The organism is Streptomyces dioscori, from assembly GCF_003024195.1.
In the GTDB taxonomy this organism is placed as follows: Bacteria; Actinomycetota; Actinomycetes; order Streptomycetales; family Streptomycetaceae; genus Streptomyces; species Streptomyces dioscori.
This window is the reverse complement of record NZ_KZ679054.1, coordinates 223442-240715: the sequence shown is the minus strand read 5'-3', so window position 1 is coordinate 240715 and position 17274 is coordinate 223442. Positions and strand designations below refer to the sequence as shown.

Annotated in this window: 18 protein-coding genes and 3 tRNA genes; 3 read left to right on the top strand and 18 right to left on the bottom strand. The window is 68.6% G+C overall.

Annotated elements, in window-relative coordinates; all coding sequences use genetic code 11:
- Positions 1-403: 403 nt before the first annotated feature.
- The 9 genes from rplL to C6Y14_RS35505 all read right to left on the bottom strand — a co-directional run bounded on the left by rplL (position 404) and on the right by C6Y14_RS35505 (position 6798).
- Positions 404-784, bottom strand: a complete 381-nt coding sequence (gene rplL / locus C6Y14_RS35545) for a 50S ribosomal protein L7/L12 (RefSeq protein ID WP_107020986.1) — start codon at positions 782-784, stop codon at positions 404-406.
- Between the two features lie 110 nt (positions 785-894).
- The gene (rplJ, locus tag C6Y14_RS35540; protein WP_107020985.1) at positions 895-1425 is read right to left on the bottom strand and encodes a 50S ribosomal protein L10; all 531 of its coding nucleotides are present in this window, start codon (positions 1423-1425) and stop codon (positions 895-897) included.
- 287 nt (positions 1426-1712) lie between these two features.
- Positions 1713-2570, bottom strand: a complete 858-nt coding sequence (locus tag C6Y14_RS35535; protein WP_107020984.1) for a DUF1396 domain-containing protein — start codon at positions 2568-2570, stop codon at positions 1713-1715.
- Positions 2571-2825: 255 nt separating this feature from the next.
- Entirely contained in the window at positions 2826-3746 is a 921-nt protein-coding gene (locus tag C6Y14_RS35530; protein WP_107020983.1) for a hypothetical protein, read from the bottom strand.
- Between the two features lie 219 nt (positions 3747-3965).
- Positions 3966-4691, bottom strand: a complete 726-nt coding sequence (gene rplA, locus C6Y14_RS35525) for a 50S ribosomal protein L1 (RefSeq protein WP_107020982.1) — start codon at positions 4689-4691, stop codon at positions 3966-3968.
- 76 nt (positions 4692-4767) lie between these two features.
- Complete coding sequence (gene rplK, locus C6Y14_RS35520) at positions 4768-5202, bottom strand: 50S ribosomal protein L11 (protein ID WP_107020981.1); 435 nt, start codon at positions 5200-5202, stop codon at positions 4768-4770.
- 170 nt (positions 5203-5372) lie between these two features.
- The gene (gene nusG, locus C6Y14_RS35515; RefSeq protein WP_107020980.1) at positions 5373-6251 is read right to left on the bottom strand and encodes a transcription termination/antitermination protein NusG; all 879 of its coding nucleotides are present in this window, start codon (positions 6249-6251) and stop codon (positions 5373-5375) included.
- A gap of 77 nt (positions 6252-6328) precedes the next feature.
- Complete coding sequence (gene secE, locus C6Y14_RS35510) at positions 6329-6616, bottom strand: preprotein translocase subunit SecE (RefSeq protein WP_055610500.1); 288 nt, start codon at positions 6614-6616, stop codon at positions 6329-6331.
- Between the two features lie 109 nt (positions 6617-6725).
- Positions 6726-6798 (bottom strand) — tRNA-Trp (locus tag C6Y14_RS35505).
- 226 nt (positions 6799-7024) lie between these two features.
- On the opposite strand from C6Y14_RS35505, the gene C6Y14_RS35500 reads away from it, so the two are divergent.
- Positions 7025-8251, top strand: coding sequence for a pyridoxal phosphate-dependent aminotransferase (locus C6Y14_RS35500; RefSeq protein ID WP_107020979.1), 1227 nt, complete (start codon positions 7025-7027; stop codon positions 8249-8251).
- A gap of 166 nt (positions 8252-8417) precedes the next feature.
- Positions 8418-9446 carry an adenosine deaminase gene (locus tag C6Y14_RS35495; protein WP_107020978.1) on the top strand — a complete coding sequence of 343 codons (1029 nt, stop codon included), beginning with the start codon at positions 8418-8420 and terminating at the stop codon, positions 9444-9446.
- A gap of 58 nt (positions 9447-9504) precedes the next feature.
- Here C6Y14_RS35495 and C6Y14_RS35490 read toward each other — a convergent pair whose 3' ends face one another.
- The 8 genes from C6Y14_RS35490 to C6Y14_RS35455 form a co-directional block, all read right to left on the bottom strand.
- Positions 9505-10560, bottom strand: a complete 1056-nt coding sequence (locus tag C6Y14_RS35490) for a UDP-N-acetylmuramate dehydrogenase (RefSeq protein WP_107020977.1) — start codon at positions 10558-10560, stop codon at positions 9505-9507.
- Between the two features lie 134 nt (positions 10561-10694).
- Complete coding sequence (locus C6Y14_RS35485; protein WP_107020976.1) at positions 10695-12170, bottom strand: MFS transporter; 1476 nt, start codon at positions 12168-12170, stop codon at positions 10695-10697.
- Between the two features lie 107 nt (positions 12171-12277).
- Positions 12278-12847, bottom strand: a complete 570-nt coding sequence (locus tag C6Y14_RS35480; RefSeq protein WP_199854974.1) for a TetR/AcrR family transcriptional regulator — start codon at positions 12845-12847, stop codon at positions 12278-12280.
- 133 nt (positions 12848-12980) lie between these two features.
- A complete protein-coding gene (locus C6Y14_RS35475) occupies positions 12981-13409 on the bottom strand; it encodes a MaoC family dehydratase (protein WP_107020975.1) in 429 nt (142 codons plus the stop codon).
- A 4-nt stretch (positions 13410-13413) separates the two neighbouring features.
- Positions 13414-13866: a MaoC family dehydratase N-terminal domain-containing protein gene (locus C6Y14_RS35470; RefSeq protein ID WP_107020974.1), complete on the bottom strand. Its 453-nt coding sequence runs from the start codon at positions 13864-13866 to the stop codon at positions 13414-13416.
- 109 nt (positions 13867-13975) lie between these two features.
- Complete coding sequence (gene rpmG, locus C6Y14_RS35465) at positions 13976-14140, bottom strand: 50S ribosomal protein L33 (RefSeq protein WP_007265873.1); 165 nt, start codon at positions 14138-14140, stop codon at positions 13976-13978.
- Between the two features lie 92 nt (positions 14141-14232).
- Positions 14233-14305, bottom strand: a tRNA-Met gene (locus C6Y14_RS35460).
- 46 nt (positions 14306-14351) lie between these two features.
- A tRNA-Thr gene (locus C6Y14_RS35455) sits at positions 14352-14424 on the bottom strand.
- Between the two features lie 235 nt (positions 14425-14659).
- On the opposite strand from C6Y14_RS35455, the gene C6Y14_RS35450 reads away from it, so the two are divergent.
- Positions 14660-15940 carry an amidohydrolase family protein gene (locus C6Y14_RS35450; protein WP_107020972.1) on the top strand — a complete coding sequence of 427 codons (1281 nt, stop codon included), beginning with the start codon at positions 14660-14662 and terminating at the stop codon, positions 15938-15940.
- 223 nt (positions 15941-16163) lie between these two features.
- On the opposite strand, the gene C6Y14_RS35445 is transcribed toward C6Y14_RS35450, so the two are convergent.
- Positions 16164-17246 carry a hypothetical protein gene (locus C6Y14_RS35445; RefSeq protein ID WP_107020971.1) on the bottom strand — a complete coding sequence of 361 codons (1083 nt, stop codon included), beginning with the start codon at positions 17244-17246 and terminating at the stop codon, positions 16164-16166.
- Positions 17247-17274 lie beyond the last annotated feature (28 nt).

Genomic DNA, 17274 nt, shown 5'->3' with positions numbered 1-17274 from the left:
TTTTGAAGACCCTCGTTGTTCTCAACCCCTGCTGCAAGCCACGCCCTCGATGCACATCGATACTGCCCTCTTCGCCGCCGATCCATGCCTCGGATCCGGATCGTTGTGACGACGCGTCCTGAGAATTGCGCGCTGCGTGCGGTTCGTCAAGGCCCCCCATGCCCGAACCGGGTGCTGCCACCGTCACTTGCAACCTGCCGTGCAGCCCGTCACGGGCGGCTGGAGGCACGAACGAAGATCACCATACTCGTCGCGACCTACAGCGCAAGGCAGTCGCCGCACGGCCCCCTCGAACGCCGAAGAGCGACCACCCAGTTGGGTGATCGCTCCTCGGTGCGTCAGCGTTACACCGCTACGAAAGCGGCTCTACGCGGCTCGCAGGAGTCCTGGCGGACTCGTCGGGTCACTTGACCTCGACGGAGGCGCCGGCGCCCTTGAGGGACTCGGCAGCCTTCTCGGCGGCAGCCTTGTCGACCTTCTCCAGGACGGGCTTCGGAGCGCCGTCGACGAGGTCCTTGGCCTCCTTCAGACCCAGCGAGGTCAGCTCACGCACGACCTTGATGACCTGGATCTTCTTCTCGCCGGCACCCGTGAGGATGACGTCGAACTCGTCCTGCTCGGCCTCGGCCTCGGCCGGGGCGGCAGCGGCGGCGGGGCCGGCGGCGACCGCGGCGGCGGCGGTGACGTCGAACTTCTCCTCGAAGGCCTTCACGAACTCGGAGAGCTCGATGAGGGTGAGGTTCTCGAACTGCGCGAGCAGCTCTTCCTGGGACAGCTTCGCCATGATGGCGTCCTTCCACTAATTCGGCAGGTGCCGGGATGTACTGGTGAGGCGGGCGTACGTTCGGCCCGCTGCGACCGTCGCCTCAGGCGGCGGTCATTGCGCGAGCCGAGTTACTCGGCACCGCCCTGCTCTTCGAGCTTGACGCGAAGCGCCTCCGCGGTGCGGACGAACTTCGACGGGAGCGCCTGGAAGAGGGAGGCAGCCTGGGACTGCTTGCCCTTCATGGCACCCGCCAGCTTGGAGAGCAGAACCTCGCGGGACTCAAGGTCCGCAAGCTTCTTGATCTCGTCGGCGGACAGCGCCTTGCCGTCAAGGACACCGCCCTTGATGACGAGGTTGGGGTTGTCCTTGGCGAAGTCACGAAGACCCTTCGCCGACGTCACCGGGTCACCGGAGATGAAGGCAACCGCTGTCGGACCGTTGAACAGGTCGTCGAGCGTGGAGATCCCGGCCTCGTTGGCCGCGATCTTGGTCAGCGTGTTCTTCACCACGGCGTACTGGGCGTCTTCACCGAGCGAACGACGCAGCGTCTTGAGCTGCGCCACGGTGAGACCCCGGTACTCGGTCAGCACAGCGGCGTTCGAGCTACGGAACTGGTCCGCGAGCTCGGCTACCGCGGCAGCCTTGTCGGGCCTTGCCATAAGCGTGGCCTCCTTCCGGGTGATGAGGACCGCTCAGAAGGAGACTGGGAAAACGAAACGCCCCGGCGCAGGCGCACGGGGCGTGGCTCTACCAGACGGAATCCGTACGAAGTACGGGACTGTCCGGGAGCTCATCCACAGTCACCTGCGCGGGTCGTCCGCAATTCAGCGGATCCTTCGGTCACCGCATCCTCTGTTGAGAGCACGGCAACGACCAGCGGTCTTTGGCTTCTGTGGAAGATTACGTGAACGGGGCACTGTCAAGCAAATCGTGCCCCCGGGGCCGGTCAGCCCTCCAGGTCGCCCATCATCTCGGCCAGGTCCATGACGTCCTTGGCCGGCGGGGCCTCGACGGTCACGGGCTTGTTGTAGTCGAGGAAGGTGATGGTCATGTCGAGCTTGCCCTTGTCGGCGTCGCCCTGCATGCGGAACTGCTTGGTGTGGTCCTCGCCGTCGACCCACATGTCCATCGTGAGCGCGTCCACGCCCAGCTTCTCGTACTGCTCAAGGCTCTTCTCCCGCTTCTCGCGGGTGGCCTTGCTCTCGCTCTTGAGGGACTTGCGGAACTGGTCGAGGGTGACCGTGCCCTTGTAGTGGGTGGTCTCGACGCCCTCGACCTTCTCGGTGCCGACCTTCTTCACGTCCTTGGAGCCGGTGAGGAAGGTGGACTCCTGCGCCGGGTTCTTGTCGGCCGTCCCCGCACCCGGCGCCCCGCCGCCGCCCAGCGCGTCGTCACCCAGCGTGGACATGTCGAACTTGATCCAGCTCTTGCCGTCCATCTCCTTGGCCGCCGCGGCGCCCCCGCCGATGTACATCGCCTTGTCGACCAGGCGGATCTCGGCGTTGCCGTCCTTCCCCTGGTCGAGGGCGGTCATCTTCATGCTCATGGCGAGGTCGGGCTCCATGCGCATCTGGGCCTCGGCCTTGACGCGCCCCTCCTCCGGGGTCCTGCCGGTCATCCGGTAGCTGAGGGAGGTGATGTCCTCGGTCTTCTTCGCCGCCTTGGCGACGGCCGCGGCGGGCGTCATCTCGGGGGACTCCTCGTCCCCCTTGGAACAGCCGACGGCACCCCCGCCGAAGACGAGCGCGGCGACGACCGCGCCCGTCGCCCCACGGCGTACAGGCGTGCGCACAGAAAGCTTCATGGTTCCCCCCAAGGAACAGATGAGCGACTCACAGACAAGCCGCGAGCGTATCCCAGCGGGGTTCGAGCAGTCCTGCGAGTTCTGCCGTGACCTGTGTGACGCCTGTGACTCCTGTGACTGCCGGGAGGGAGCAGAACCCGGGGCCGAACCGGCTGGTGGGGGCCGCTCGGCTTCAGCCCGTCGGCTGAGGCGGGGCGGCTTCAGCCCGTCGGCAGAGGCCGGGCGACTTCAGCCGTCGACCGAGACCGGGCGGCGTCAACCCGTCGGCTGGCTCCGCACGAGGTCCTTGAAGTCCGCGGTGTCGCCCGCCGCGGGCTCCTCGGCGGCGACCTCGACGCCGTAGTCGCTGTAGTACGCCGTCGAGGACATCGAGCCGGTCGCCAGCTCGCCCTTCTCGGCCTTCTTGACCAGCAGGTCCTGGTCGTTCACCCAGATGTCGATGGTCTCGGTGGTGACGCCCGCCTGCTCCAACTGGCTCTTCAGATCCGCCAGTTGACTCGCGGACAGCGAAGAGTTCCGGCCCGCGAGATCCGCGACGTCGACCGTGCCCGAGTAGTGGGTGGTGTCCTCGCCGCGCACCTTCTCCTCGCCGACCTTCTCGACGTCCCCGGAGGCCAGCAGCAGCTTCACCGACTGGTTCGGCGTGGTGTTCTGCATCTGGTCCTTCATGTACGCGCCCGAGCCGCCGGCGAGCTTCGCCAGGTCGTCGTAGTCGTACTTGATCCAGTGCTTGCCGCCGGACTGCTCGGCGAACTTGTCGCCCATCTTCGCGTAGTAGGCGTCCGGCAGATAGCGGGCCTCCATGGAGGTGGTGCCCAGCTGGCGCATCTGGTCGGCCATCGTGCCGCCGGTGTACGTGATCGTCAGGTTGCCGGTGAGTCCGTCGGCCCAGCCGAGAGCGCCGTCCGCCTTCATCGACATCATCGTGCCCATGGTCGTGGTGGACTCGACCTTGGCGGAGTCCGCACCGTCGGTGCTCTTCTCCACGGAACGAAGGGCGACGATCGCGTCCGTAAGGGTGCCGGCCCCGCCGGTGCCCTTGGTGTCCCCTGCCGAACCTTTGCCGTCCCCTCCGGGATCCCCGTCGGAGTCCGAGCCGCTACAGGCCGCGGTTCCGGTCAGGGCGGCGGCCACCGCTATCGAGACGGTCACCCGGCGCACGATCGAGCTCATCATTCGTCCCCCTATGCGATTCCTGTGCCTCGCACGCTAGCGCAGGCCACCGACATCCGACCCGGAAACGGGCACCGGACGCCGGCACCGAGGGCCGCACGCCAAGGCCTGACGCTCACCGGACACCGGGCGCCGGACACGAAGACGGGCCCCGCACCTCGAAAGGTTGCGGGGCCCGTCCTGAAATCGCGTCTGCGACGCGGCTACCGGTGAGCGTCAGGCTCAGACGGCGGCCGGGTCCTCCTCGACGAGGAGGTTGCGGGTGCGGTTCGAGTCCAGCGTGATGCCGGGGCCGATCGTGGTGCTGATCGTGGCCTTCTTGATGTAGCGACCCTTGGCGGCCGACGGCTTCAGACGAAGGATCTCGTCGAGCGCGGCGCCGTAGTTCTCCACCAGCTGCGTGTCGTCGAACGACGCCTTGCCGATGATGAAGTGCAGGTTCGAGTGCTTGTCGACGCGGAACTCGATCTTGCCGCCCTTGATCTCGGTCACGGCCTTGGCCACGTCCGGGGTCACGGTGCCCGTCTTCGGGTTCGGCATCAGACCACGCGGGCCGAGGACACGGCCCAGGCGGCCGACCTTGCCCATGAGGTCCGGGGTGGCGACGACGGCGTCGAAGTCCAGACGCCCCTTCGCGACCTCGTCGATGAGTTCGTCGGAACCGACGATGTCGGCGCCGGCGGCAGTCGCGGCCTCGGCACGGTCACCGGTCGCGAAGACCAGGACCCGGGCGGTCTTGCCGGTGCCGTGCGGGAGGTTCACGGTGCCGCGGACCATCTGGTCGGCCTTGCGCGGGTCGACACCCAGGCGGAAGGCGACCTCGACGGTGCCGTCGAACTTCGAGGTGGAGGTCTCCTTGGCGAGACGGACGGCTTCGAGCGGGGCGTACTGCTTCTCCCGGTCGATCTTGGCGTCCGCAGCGCGGAGAGACTTGCTGCGCTTGCTCACTACTGCTCCTGTGTGCTCTGAGGAGTCGTGGTAGGGGCCGAGCAGGCCCTGCCACGGTGTTCTGCGGTGGTGGGGATCAGCCCTCGACCGTGATGCCCATGGAACGGGCGGTGCCGGCGATGATCTTCGACGCGGCGTCCAGGTCGTTGGCGTTCAGGTCGGCCAGCTTGGTCGTGGCGATCTCGCGGACCTGGGCCTGCGTGATCTTGGCGACCTTGGTCTTGTGCGGCTCGCCCGAGCCCTTCTCGACACCGGCGGCCTTGAGGATCATCTTCGCGGCCGGCGGGGTCTTCGTGATGAAGGTGAAGGAGCGGTCCTCGTAGACCGTGATCTCCACCGGGATGACCCAGCCGCGCTGCGACTCGGTCGCGGCGTTGTAGGCCTTGCAGAACTCCATGATGTTGACGCCGTGCTGGCCCAGTGCGGGGCCGACCGGCGGCGCCGGGTTGGCCGCACCGGCCTGGATCTGGAGCTTGATAAGCCCCGTGACCTTCTTCTTCTTGGGAGGCATTGCTCTCTCCGGGTCCTAGTGAGAGTTTCCGGCCATCCATTCCGGATCATCCGGATGGAGGCATACCGCACAACGATAACGGGTATCGGTGCGCAGCCTGAAACCGAGCAGGTCAGACGGGCTGCAAGAGCCTGTCTGACCTGGTCGGAAGCGTACGGTCCGAAAGAACGTCAGTTCTTCTGGATCTGGTCGAAGCTGAGCTCCACCGGAGTCTCGCGGCCGAAGATCTCGACGAGGCCCTTGACCTTCTTCGAGTCGGCGTTGATCTCGTTGATGGTCGCCTGCAGCGTCGCGAACGGGCCGTCGGTGACGGTGACCGAGTCGCCCACCTCGAAGTCCAGCACCTGGACCTCAAGCTTGCGGGACGGCGCCGGCTTGCCCTCGGCCTCGGCGGCCTCGCGGGCTGCCTTCTCCTCGGCCTCGGGGGCGAGCATCTTGACGATCTCGTCCAGCGTCAGCGGGTACGGGTCGTAGGCGTTGCCCACGAAGCCGGTGACGCCGGGGGTGTTGCGGACGACACCCCAGGACTCGTTCGTCAGGTCCATGCGCACCAGCACGTAGCCGGGGAGCTTGTTCTGCTTGATGGTCTTGCGCTCGCCGTTCTTGATCTGCGCGACCTCTTCTTGCGGCACCTCGGCCGCGAAGATGAAGTCCTCGACGTTCAGCGAGACGGCACGCTGTTCGAGGTTGGTCTTCACGCGGTTCTCGTAACCGGCGTACGTGTGGATGACGTACCACTCGCCGGGCAGCGAACGAAGTTCCTCACGGAGGGCGGTGACGGGGTCGACCGGCTCGGCCTCCTCCACCTCGTCCTCGTCGGTCGCGGCATCGGCGGACTCGTCCTCTTCGGAGGCGTCCGCGGCGGTGTCGCCCTCGGCGTCCTCGCCGGACTCGTCCTCGACGTGCAGCGCGGCCTCTTCGGCGGGCTCGCCCGCCGCGGCGTCGGCAGCCTCGACCTCGTCCTCGACGTCCGCGCCCTCGACGATGTCGAGTTCGTCGTCACGGGACTCGACCGACTCGACGGCATCGTTCAGGTTCGGGTCAGACACGGTGGCTGCTTCTTCCTGGATCATGGGGGTGGAACACGCGAAAGCGGGCGCCGGGTACGGCGCCCTTCGCGCTAGGCCTAGCCGAAGACGTACTTGGCGGCCTTGTCGAGTCCGAAGTCAATCACAGTCACCAGACCGATCATGATGACAACGAACACAATCACCACTGTGGTGTACGTCGTCAGCTGATTGCGGGTCGGCCAGACAACCTTGCGGAGCTCCGCGACGATCTGGCGGTAGAAGAGGGCGAGGCGCTTCAGCGGGCCCTTCTTGGCACGCTTGCCGCCCTTGCGGCCCTTCTTCTGTGACTCCGGCGCCTCATCCTGGGCATCAGGCATGTCGATGGAGCCCACGGCGTCCGTCACTCGTCCTCACCTGATTCCGGGTCGTGGCCGTGCCGCGCCCGGTGTGAGCCGCACGGCGGTGCAATGCAGTACGTACATGTGCACACATCCTGGTGAAAGGAGTGTGTAGCAGGGCCGGAGGGACTTGAACCCCCAACCGCTGGTTTTGGAGACCAGTGCTCTACCAATTGAGCTACGACCCTTTGCTTCCCCCACAACGTACCGCATCCGCCCGGGTGCTCGGAGTGCACCGGAAGAGTGCGGCCGGTGAAGGCCAACGAGGTGAGAGTGTACGTGGTCGGCGGCCGGTCGTCGAACAGAAAGTGTCCGTACGGACTTTGTGCGTACCCGGCCCCGGGTTCGTCCGGCGTTGCCCAGTCCGTGAAACCAGTGTGCCGGGGACGTTTCCGGTCTGAAACGATGGGCCCCATGAGCGCTGCAATCCCTCCCACCGAGCGCCGGGTCTCCGCCCGAGTCGGCGCGATCTCCGAGTCCGCCACCCTCGCCGTGGACGCCAAGGCCAAGGCCCTCAAGGCCGCCGGACGTCCGGTGATCGGCTTCGGCGCCGGTGAGCCCGACTTCCCGACCCCGGACTATGTCGTCGAGGCCGCCATCGAGGCATGCAAGAACCCGAAGTACCACCGCTACACGCCGGCCGGCGGCCTTCCCGAGCTGAAGGCGGCGATCGTCGCCAAGACGCTGCGTGACTCCCACTACGAGGTGGACGCCTCCCAGGTCCTGGTGACCAACGGCGGCAAGCAGGCCATCTACCAGGCGTTCGCCGCGATCCTCGACCCGGGCGACGAGGTCATCGTCCCGGCCCCCTACTGGACGACGTACCCCGAGTCGATCCGTCTCGCCGGCGGTGTCCCGGTGGATGTCGTCGCGGACGAGACGACCGGCTACCGCGTCTCCGTCGAGCAGTTGGAGGCGGCCCGTACGGAGAAGACCAAGGTCGTCCTCTTCGTGTCGCCCTCCAACCCGACCGGTGCCGTCTACAGCGCCGAGGACACCGAGGCCATCGGCCGCTGGGCCGTCGAGCACGGCCTGTGGGTGATGACGGACGAGATCTACGAGCACCTGGTCTACGGGGACGCGAAGTTCACCTCGCTGCCGGCAGTACTTCCCGAGCTGCGCGACAAGTGCATCGTGGTCAACGGCGTGGCGAAGACGTACGCGATGACCGGCTGGCGGGTCGGGTGGCTCATCGGCCCCAAGGACGTGGTGAAGGCCGCGACCAACCTGCAGTCCCACGCCACGTCGAACGTGTCGAACGTGGCCCAGGCCGCCGCGATCGCCGCCGTCTCGGGCGACCTGACGGCCGTGGCCGAGATGCGCGAGGCCTTCGACCGCCGCCGCCGGACGATCGTGCGCATGCTCAACGAGATCGACGGCGTGCTCTGCCCGGAGCCCGAGGGCGCGTTCTACGCGTACCCCTCGGTGAAGGCGCTCCTCGGCAAGGAGATCCGCGGCAAGCGCCCGCAGACCTCCGTCGAGCTGGCCGCGCTGATCCTGGAGGAGGCCGAGGTCGCGGTCGTCCCGGGTGAGGCCTTCGGCACGCCGGGCTATCTGCGGCTGTCGTACGCGCTGGGTGACGAGGACCTCGTCGAGGGCGTCTCGCGGATCCAGAAGCTCCTGGCGGAGGCCAAGGCCTGAACCCGCGCACGGCAGTAGGTCACGACAGTAAGTACTGAATCCGCTCAGATCAGCGGGTGAGGCGAGCCGCTTCCCTCCGGGGAGGCGGCTCGTTTCTTCGTGCGAGCAAGACCACGTTCAGGGAAAGCGCTACCGATACGGCGCCGGCGTGCGGCAGGATCCTTGAATGGAGCACGTACGTAAGGTCTCTGAGCTGCCCAAGGCTCATCTGCACCTGCATTTCACCGGTTCGATGCGGCACACCACCCTGCTGGAACTGGCCGACAAGCACGGGATCCACCTGCCCGAGGCGCTGACGAGCGGCGAGCCGCCCAAACTGCGGGCGACGGACGAGCGCGGCTGGTTCCGCTTCCAGCGTCTGTACGACGCGGCGCGGTCGTGCCTCAGAGATCCCGAGGACATCCAGCGGCTCGTGCGCGAGGCCGCCGAGGAGGACCTCAAGGACGGCTCGGGGTGGCTGGAGATCCAGGTCGACCCCACGTCCTACGCGCCGCGCCTGGGCGGTCTGATCCCCGCGCTTGAGATCATCCTGGACGCGGTGGACACGGCCTCGCGCGAGACCGGGCTCGGTATGCGGGTGCTGGTCGCCGCGAACCGGATGAAACACCCCCTGGACGCCCGCACGCTGGCCCGGCTGGCCGTGCGGTACGCGGACCGGGGCATCGTCGGGTTCGGCCTCTCCAACGACGAGCGGCGGGGCATGGCGCGGGACTTCGACCGGGCCTTCGCGATCGCCCGGGAGGGCGGGCTGCTGGCCGCGCCGCACGGCGGTGAGCTGACGGGCCCCGCGTCCGTCCGCGACTGCCTGGACGACCTGCACGCCTCGCGGATCGGGCACGGGGTGCGGGCCGCCGAGGACCCGCGGCTGCTGAAGCGGCTCGCGGACCGCGGCATCACCTGCGAGGTCTGCCCGGCCTCGAACGTCGCCCTGGGGGTCTACGAGAAGCCGGAGGACGTCCCCCTGCGCACGCTCTTCGAGGCGGGCGTGCCCATGGCGCTCGGCGCGGACGACCCGCTGCTGTTCGGCTCCCGGCTGGCCGCCCAGTACGACATCGCGCGCCGCCACCACGGCTTCATGGACGCCGAACTGGCCGAACTGGCACGGCAGTCGGTACGCGCCTCGGCGGCCCCGCCCGACATCAGGGAGAAGCTGCTGTCCGGGATCGACGACTGGCTGACCGCCCCGGCCGCCTGAGCGGCCCCGGGGCGGGCGTGGGCGGGGGCGGTGGGTCCCGGAGCCTCGGAGCCGGACCTCAGAGGCTGACGCCCACCGTCACCGGTTCGTTGACGAGCGTGATCCCGAAGGCCTCGTGGACTCCGGCGACGACCTCGCGGGCGAGCGCGAGGAGGTCCTCCGTGGTGGCCCCGCCCCGGTTGGTGAGGGCCAGGGTGTGCTTGGTGGAGATACGGGCGGGGCCGGTGCCGTACCCCTTGGTGAAGCCGGACTTGTCGATCAGCCAGGCCGCGGAGGTCTTGGTGTTCTCGTCGTCCGCGGGGTAGGCGGGCGGGACCACTCCGTCGCCCAGGCGCTCCACCACGCGCGCGTGGAACGCGGCGAACTCCTCGCGCGTGAGGATCGGGTTGGTGAAGAACGAGCCCGCCGACCAGGTGTCGTGGTCCTCGGGGTCGAGCACCATGCCTTTCCCGGAACGCAGCTTCAGCACGGTCTCGCGGGCCGCGTCCACGGGCACGCGGTCACCGGGTCCGACACCGAGCATGCGGGCCGTCTCGGCGTACCTCAGCGGCGCGGACAGCCCGGCGGCGTCCTCCAGCTCGAAACGGACACGCAGCACGACGAACCGCTCGGGATCGCCCTTGAACCGACTGTGCCGGTACGAGAAGGCGCACTCGGCGTTCGACATGGTGACCGTCTCACGGCTCTCGCGGTCATAAGCGATCACTTCGGTGATCGTCGACGACACTTCCTGGCCGTACGCGCCCACGTTCTGGATCGGTGTCGCACCGGCGGAGCCCGGGATTCCGGCGAGGCACTCGATGCCCGCGAGACGGGCCTCGACGGTCCGGGCGACCGCGTCGGTCCACACCTCCCCGGCGGCCAGCTCCAGCCGTGTACCGTCCAGCTCGAAGCCGCGCGTGGCGATGCGCAGGGCTGTGCCCGCGAAGCCCTTGTCGCCGATGACCAGGTTCGAGCCACCGCCGATCAGCAGCAGCGGCGTACCGGAGTCGTCGGCCTCGCGGACGGCGGCGATCACCTCGTCGTCGGTGGTCGCGGTGATCAGCCGGTCGGCGGGACCACCGAGCCGGAAGGTGGTCAGCGGGGCGAGGGCGGTGTCGTGAAGTTCCTGCACGCCCCCAGAGTACGAGAACGGCCCCGCCGGGTCGGGCGGGGCCGTTCTCAAGGGGCGGGAGCCGGGGCGCAGCCCCGGCTCCCGAGGGGCGCGGGGAACTGCGCGGCCCGCCCCCACCGGCCCGCAGACTCAACTCAACGCGACGCAGTCTCAGGTACAGGTACAGGCACAGGCACGGCCGCCTCCGTAACCTCCTGAGACCCGCCCGCAGCCCGCCGCCGCGGGATGTACAGCGCCCCGACCCCCGCCAGGGCCACCGCCCCCGCGCCCACCCACAGCGCGGGCCGGATCCCGTCCACAAAGGTCTGCGCGCTCTCGTAGCCGCCCTGCGCGGAGAAGATCGAGGCCATGATCGCGATACCGAGCGCCCCGCCGACCTCGCGCAGCGCGTTGTTGGCGCCGGACGCGATCCCCTGCTCCTGCGCCCGGACGCTGGACATGACCAGGCTGGAGGCCGGAGCGAAGAAGAGAGACATCCCGACGCCGCTGATGATCAGGGCGGGCAGCTGCGCGGCGTACGAGGTGTCCGCCTCGACCACGACGGCGAACCACCCGAGCCCGACGGCCTGCAGGAACAGACCCGCCGCGACGACGGGACGGCCGCCGATACGGTCCGACAGATAGCCGGCGACCGGCGCGACGAGCATCGGCATACCGGTCCACGGCAGCATGCGCAGCCCCGCCTCGGTGGGCGAGTAGCCGAGCACGCCCTGCATGTACTGGCTGAGCAGGAAGATCGAGCCGAACATCCCGAGGAACATCAGCAGGCTCGCCGCGTTGATCCCGGCGAAGGCACGACTACGGAAGAGCCTCATCGGCAGCATCGGGTTCTTCGCCCGCATGCCGTGGAAGACGAAGCCGGTGAGCAGAGCCGTACCCGCGAACAGGGCGAGCAGCACGACACCGTCGCTCCAGCCGACGACGGGCGCCCGGACCAGCCCGTACACGATGCCGAAGAGGCCACCGCTGGCGAGCAGGGTGCCGCGGATGTCGAGCGGGGCGCCGGCGCCGAACGACTCCGTCAGGCGCAGCCGGGCGAGCGGCAGCAGGGCGAGACCCAGCGGCACGTTCAGCCAGAAGATCCACTGCCAGGACAGGTGTTCGGTCAGGCTGCCCCCGATGAGCGGCCCCGAGGCGACCGCGAGTCCGTTGACGGCACCCCAGATCCCGTACGCCATCCCGCGCTTGGCGGCCGGGACGGCGGCCGTCAGCAGGGTCAGGGTCAGCGGCATCATGATGGCCGCGCCGACGCCCTGGACCGCGCGGGCGGCGATCAGCGAGTCGATGCCGGGCGCCATGGCGGCCGCGGCGGACGCGCCGGTGAAGACGGTGATGCCGACGAGGAAGAGCCGGCGGCGGCCGAACCGGTCACCCAGGGCCGCGCCGAACATCAGCAGCACGGCGAAGGTGAGCGTGTACGCGCTCACGGTCCATTCCAGGTCGTCGAGCGCTCCCCCGAAGTCTTCGCGGATCGAGGGCAGAGCGGTGGTGACGACGAGGTTGTCCAGGGCCGCCATGAATCCGGCGACGCTGGTGATGACGAGGGCCCAGACGGCTCCCCCGCGACGTTCGGTCGGCTGTGGTGTCCGTTCGGGCGTCTGCTGTGACATCGCTCCCCCAGCGGGTTTTCGCTAGCTGTCGGTTAGTTATTGCTAACTAACTTTTGCGGCCATGAAAAGGCGCCCGTACTTGCCGCCTTCCGGATGGGTGTTCCGCTTCAGTGTTCGAGCCGACCCTTGGCCCGGGCCGACGGATAGAGCCCTTCCCACACCCGGTGCTGTGGCGGGAAGCCCATGGCCACCAGGCAGTTGATGAGCATCCCGTAGGCCAGGAAGTCGGTGGTCTCGTCGATGTCGGCACCGAGCGGCAGGTGGACGGTCTCCCACAGCCGCATCCAGCCGGCCCGGACCGCCTCGCCGAGCTCGTGGTCACCGGCCTGCTCGGCCGCCGCCACCGCGACGTACATCTGCATCTGCATGAGCAGCCGCTCCGGCTCCTCGGCGATGACCCTCGTGTACGCGTCCGCCATGGAGTGCAGGGCCTCTTCGCCGTGCAGCCCCTCGGAAGCCGCCGCGAACGCGCGGATCGTGTCCTCCAGACAGCGTTCCGCGGCCGCGAGGAAGATCGCCTTCTTGCCGGGGAAGAGCCGGAAGAGGTACGGCTGCGAGACCCCCACGCGCTTGGCGATCACCTCGGTGGACGTGCCGTAGTACCCGCCCCGGGCGAACTCGCTCATCGCCGCGCGAATGACGCTCTCACGCCGTTCCTCTGCGCTCATCCTGACCATGCGACGAAGTTAGTACTCAATCACTAACTAAGTCAAGAGCGTGCTCCGGAGGGACAGCGAAGTGGCGAGGGGAACGTACGAGTAAGGGGCGCCCGCAGTAGCGGACGCCCCTTACTCGTGTCTCTTCAGCCCATCAGGCGAGTCGTACGACGGCCCGGGACATGCCCAGCACCTTCTGGCCCGCGCTCGTCGCGACGAGGTCGACGCGGACGGTGTTGTCGTCGAGCTTGACGGCGACCTTGCCGCTGACCTCGATCGTGGCGCCCTCGTCGTCGTTCGGGACGACGACGGGCTTGGTGAAGCGGACGCCGTACTCGACGACCGCGCCCGGGTCGCCGGCCCAGTCGGTGACGACCCGGATCGCCTCGGCCATGGTGAACATGCCGTGCGCGATGACGTCCGGGAGGCCCACCTCCTTGGCGAACTTCTCGTTCCAGTGGATCGGATTGAAGTCCCCCGAGGCTCCCGCGTACTGCACGAGCGTGGCGCGGGTCACTCGGAAGGTCTGGGCCGGCAGCTCGGTGCCGACCTCGACGTCGTCGTACGCGATCTTCGCGGTCATCTGTTCACGCCCCCTCGGCCGCACGGGACACGAGCTTGGTCCAGGCGGTCACCACGTGCTCGCCGGCCTCGTCGCGGACCTCGCCGCGAATGTCCAGGATGTCGTTGCCCGCCATCGACTTGATCGCCTCGATGGTGGACGTGACCGTGAGCCGGTCCCCCGCGCGCACCGGGCGCCGGTGGACGAACTTCTGGTCGCCGTGCACGACGCGGCTGTAGTCGAGACCCAGTTGCGGGTCCTGGACGACCTGTCCCGCGGCCTTGAAGGTGATCGCGAACACGAAAGTCGGCGGTGCGATCACATCGGGGTGACCGAGGGCCTTGGCCGCGTCCGGGTCCCGGTAGGCGGGATTGGGGTCTCCCACCGCCTCCGCGAACTCACGGATCTTCTCCCGGCCGACCTCGTACGGGTCGGTGGGCGGGTAGGACCGCCCCACGAAGGACTGGTCGAGCGCCATCGGCTCGGCACCTCCTGATTCGCACTGGTTCGCAGCTGGTTCGCAGCGGGTGTCAACGACGCGAGGCCGCCCCCCGATTACAGGGGACGGCCTCGTGAACGAGCCTTTTTTATCGCGTTTCGCGGTGCGCAGTGTGCGAGTTGCAACGCGGGCAGTGCTTCTTCATCTCCATGCGATCCGGGTTGTTACGCCGGTTCTTCTTGGTGATGTAGTTCCGCTCCTTGCACTCCACGCAGGCCAGCGTGATCTTCGGGCGGACGTCGGTGGCAGCCACGTGAGTGCTCCTTGCCGGGACGGATGAGACATGGATTAACGCATAAAAGAGTAACCGATTGAAGGACCGACCCCGCAATCGGCTACCGTCAGTAGCGGTGACCGGACTTGAACCGGTGACACAGCGATTATGAGCCGCTTGCTCTACCGACTGAGCTACACCGCTTTGATGTGATCAGTTCCCGTCTTTCGACGGGAACTTCCCACACCAGAGCCCCAATACGGAATCGAACCGTAGACCTTCTCCTTACCATGGAGACGCTCTACCGACTGAGCTATTGGGGCGAGCGATGAAGACATTACACGCTCGGCAGCCGATCGCCCAAATCCGTTTCGCGGCACCTGCCCCGGCCCGTTCCCGGGTCCTCACCGGCTGTTCCACCCGCCTCTCCGGCACGACGGACCACACCGGTATGACTATTCCGCTCCTCCTCGATGTGCGCCGATCGTCACCCTAGGCTCGACTCACGCTGCGTGATCTTGTGCCCCTCCTCCGCAGCCGACGAGCCCCAGGAGCGCGATGCCAGACAGCCAGCCGCAGCCGCACCACTCCTCGTCGAGCTCCTCGTCCTCGTCGGGCTCCTCGGGTTCCCCGGGCCCGTCCGGCCGGGACAACGGGTCCGACCTGCTGCTCTGCGGTGCGCGGCTCACCGACGGCAGGCTGGTGGACGTGCGGCTGGCCGGCGGACGCATCGAGGCGGTCGGCACGGCGGGCAGCCTCACCGCGCACACCGCGCGCGTGGACCTCTCCGGCCATCTGCTCCTGCCTGCCCCGGCCGAGCCCCACGCCCACGGCGACACGGCCCTGTCGGCCGACGGCGAGGGCCCGGTCTCGTACGAGGGCAAGGAGGTCCAGCGCCGTACGACCGAGGCCGCTCTCCTGCAGTTGGGGCACGGGGCGACCGCCGTCCGCTCGCATGTGCGCGTGGGCGACGTGCAGGGGCTGGGCTCGATGGCGGCGGTGCTCCAGGCGCGGCGCGCGCTGCGGGGGCTCGTCGAGCTGACGGTCGTGGCGATGCCCCGGGTCCTCACCGGACTCGCCGGGGCCGACGGGCTGGCGATGCTGCGGGACGCGGTGAAGATGGGCGCCTCCGTAGTGGGCGGTTGTCCGGATCTGGACCCGGATCCGACGGGCTATGTGGAGGCGGTCCTGGAGGTCGCCTCGGAGCAGGGCTGCCCGGTCGATCTGCATACGGACGGTGACGATCCGGCGCGGCTCGGGCGCCTCGCGGCGATGGCGGGCGGGTTGCGGCCCGGGGTGACCCTCAGCCACCTCGGAGGGCTGAGCCGCCTGCCCTCCGAGGTGGCCTCACGCTCGGCCGACCAGCTCGCCGCGGCCGGCGTGACCGTCGTCTGCCTGCCCCAGGGCGGCTGTTCGGGCGTGGACCGCCGCGGCACGGCTCCGGTACGGCTGCTGCGGGCCGCCGGGGTGCGGGTCGCGGCCGGGAGCGGCGCCCTGCGGGACCTGTCGAACCCCGTGGGCCGCGGGGACCCGCTGGAGGCGGCGTATCTGCTGGCCTCGCGGTACGGGCTGCGGTCCACCGACGCGTACGACGCGGTGAGTTCGTCGGCGCGGGCGGTGCTGGGGCTGCCCGAGGTGCGCGTGGAGGCCGGCTTCCCGGCGGAGCTGCTCGCGGTGCGCGGGGACCGGCTCGACGGGGCGCTGTCGCTGGCGTACAGCCGGATCGTGGTGCACCGGGGGCGCGTGGTGGCGCGGACGAGCGCGGTGCGGGAGTACTGCGGCTCGGCGGCGGCCGTGGCGCTGGACCTGCCGCGCCAGGGGCGTACGGGGCAGTCGTGAGCCGTGAGCCGCGATCCGTGGTCTGTGTGCCGTGATCTGTGAGCCGTGGTTCGCGGTGAGGTGCTGCGGTGCGGTGCGCGGCACGCGCGCGTGAGGGCCGTTTATGACCTCTACGCGCGCGTGCCTGCCTCTCCTGTGTGGCGGATGCGATTACCGGTGAATGGTGAATGCAGGCACCGGTGCACGCAGCTGTCGATGCGCGCGACTGTCGGCGAACTGAGTGTCAGAAGCCGCCCAGCAGACCGCTGGTGAACGGGTTGCCCGGGCCGCCGAACTCTCCCGCGGGCAGCTTGGTGGCGCCGGACGGGGCGCTGACGTCCCCGGCTTCGCCGAACGTGACGACCAGCGGCAGCTTCGCGCCCTTCGGGTCGTCCGCCAAGGTGGCGAGGTCGACGGCGACGCGGGTCAGATCACCGTTCTTCAGTGAGAAGTCGACGGCGACCTTCTTGTCCGGAGCGTCCTTCAGGTCCTCGTCGGTGGGCAGTTCGGCGCCCGCCGGGAGTTCGCCGGCCAGCGGCCGCAGTTTGTCGAGGATGCCGGTGAGCAGGTCACGGAACGAGGCCTTGGCGACGACCCGTTCGACACCGTCGCTGCCTCCCTTGTCGCTGAAGGTGACCTCGCGGGCGACGACCGAGCGCACGGCGTCGAGGATCTTCTGCTGGGTCCCGCTGTCGATCTCGTCTGCCGGATCGGCCTTGCCGGCCTTGCCCTTGCCGTTCTCGCCGCCCTTGCCGGTGGCGTCCTTCGCGGCGCGGTCGAGTTCGCGGTTGTCGATCTTGACCCACTTGCCCTCAAGTACCGGCTTGAGGTCCTTCTCGCTCTCCGGGAGCTCGTCGGCGCTCGGCAGGGGGAAGCCCATCGCCTCGCCGAACGCCTTCATGTCGGCCCGGTAGTAGGTGTGGTCGCCGACGAGGCGGTACTCGGCGAGGACGCCGTCGGGCCCCGAGACCGACATGCCCGTACCGACGAGATCCTTCTCACCCGAGTCGGCGAGCGGCTTGCGCGACTCGACCGACACCTTGACCCGTACTCCTACGAACAGTTTCGCCAGTTCGGGCGGCATCTCCTCGCCGGGCTCCTCCTCCCCGGCCAGCTTCACGAGTGCCGAGGGCTTGGCGTCGAGCCCCAACTCGAAGGCGAGCGACTTCTTCTTGCCGAGTCCCTCGACAGCCTGGTCCACCTTCTGACCGGCGGTGAGGTTCTCCACCGTGCCGCAGGCGGCCACCGCGGAGAGCAGGGCGGTGGTGCAGCCGACCGCGGTGAGCGTCCTGCGTATGACAGGGCTCTTGCGGGTGGCGGGGCTCATGCGTGTGGCGGTGATGACGGTCTCCTTA

Bases quoted from the DNA above. Each gene is read 5' to 3' on its own strand.
- rplL (WP_107020986.1), bottom strand. From the start codon at position 784: ATGGCGAAGCTGTCCCAGGAAGAGCTGCTCGCGCAGTTCGAGAACCTC.
- rplJ (WP_107020985.1), bottom strand. From the start codon at position 1,425: ATGGCAAGGCCCGACAAGGCTGCCGCGGTAGCCGAGCTCGCGGACCAG.
- C6Y14_RS35535 (WP_107020984.1), bottom strand. From the start codon at position 2,570: ATGAAGCTTTCTGTGCGCACGCCTGTACGCCGTGGGGCGACGGGCGCG.
- C6Y14_RS35530 (WP_107020983.1), bottom strand. From the start codon at position 3,746: ATGATGAGCTCGATCGTGCGCCGGGTGACCGTCTCGATAGCGGTGGCC.
- rplK (WP_107020981.1), bottom strand. From the start codon at position 5,202: ATGCCTCCCAAGAAGAAGAAGGTCACGGGGCTTATCAAGCTCCAGATC.
- C6Y14_RS35500 (WP_107020979.1), top strand. From the start codon at position 7,025: ATGAGCGCTGCAATCCCTCCCACCGAGCGCCGGGTCTCCGCCCGAGTC.
- C6Y14_RS35495 (WP_107020978.1), top strand. From the start codon at position 8,418: ATGGAGCACGTACGTAAGGTCTCTGAGCTGCCCAAGGCTCATCTGCAC.
- C6Y14_RS35485 (WP_107020976.1), bottom strand. From the start codon at position 12,170: ATGTCACAGCAGACGCCCGAACGGACACCACAGCCGACCGAACGTCGC.
- C6Y14_RS35480 (WP_199854974.1), bottom strand. From the start codon at position 12,847: ATGGTCAGGATGAGCGCAGAGGAACGGCGTGAGAGCGTCATTCGCGCG.
- C6Y14_RS35475 (WP_107020975.1), bottom strand. From the start codon at position 13,409: ATGACCGCGAAGATCGCGTACGACGACGTCGAGGTCGGCACCGAGCTG.
- C6Y14_RS35470 (WP_107020974.1), bottom strand. From the start codon at position 13,866: ATGGCGCTCGACCAGTCCTTCGTGGGGCGGTCCTACCCGCCCACCGAC.
- C6Y14_RS35450 (WP_107020972.1), top strand. From the start codon at position 14,660: ATGCCAGACAGCCAGCCGCAGCCGCACCACTCCTCGTCGAGCTCCTCG.
- C6Y14_RS35445 (WP_107020971.1), bottom strand. From the start codon at position 17,246: ATGAGCCCCGCCACCCGCAAGAGCCCTGTCATACGCAGGACGCTCACC.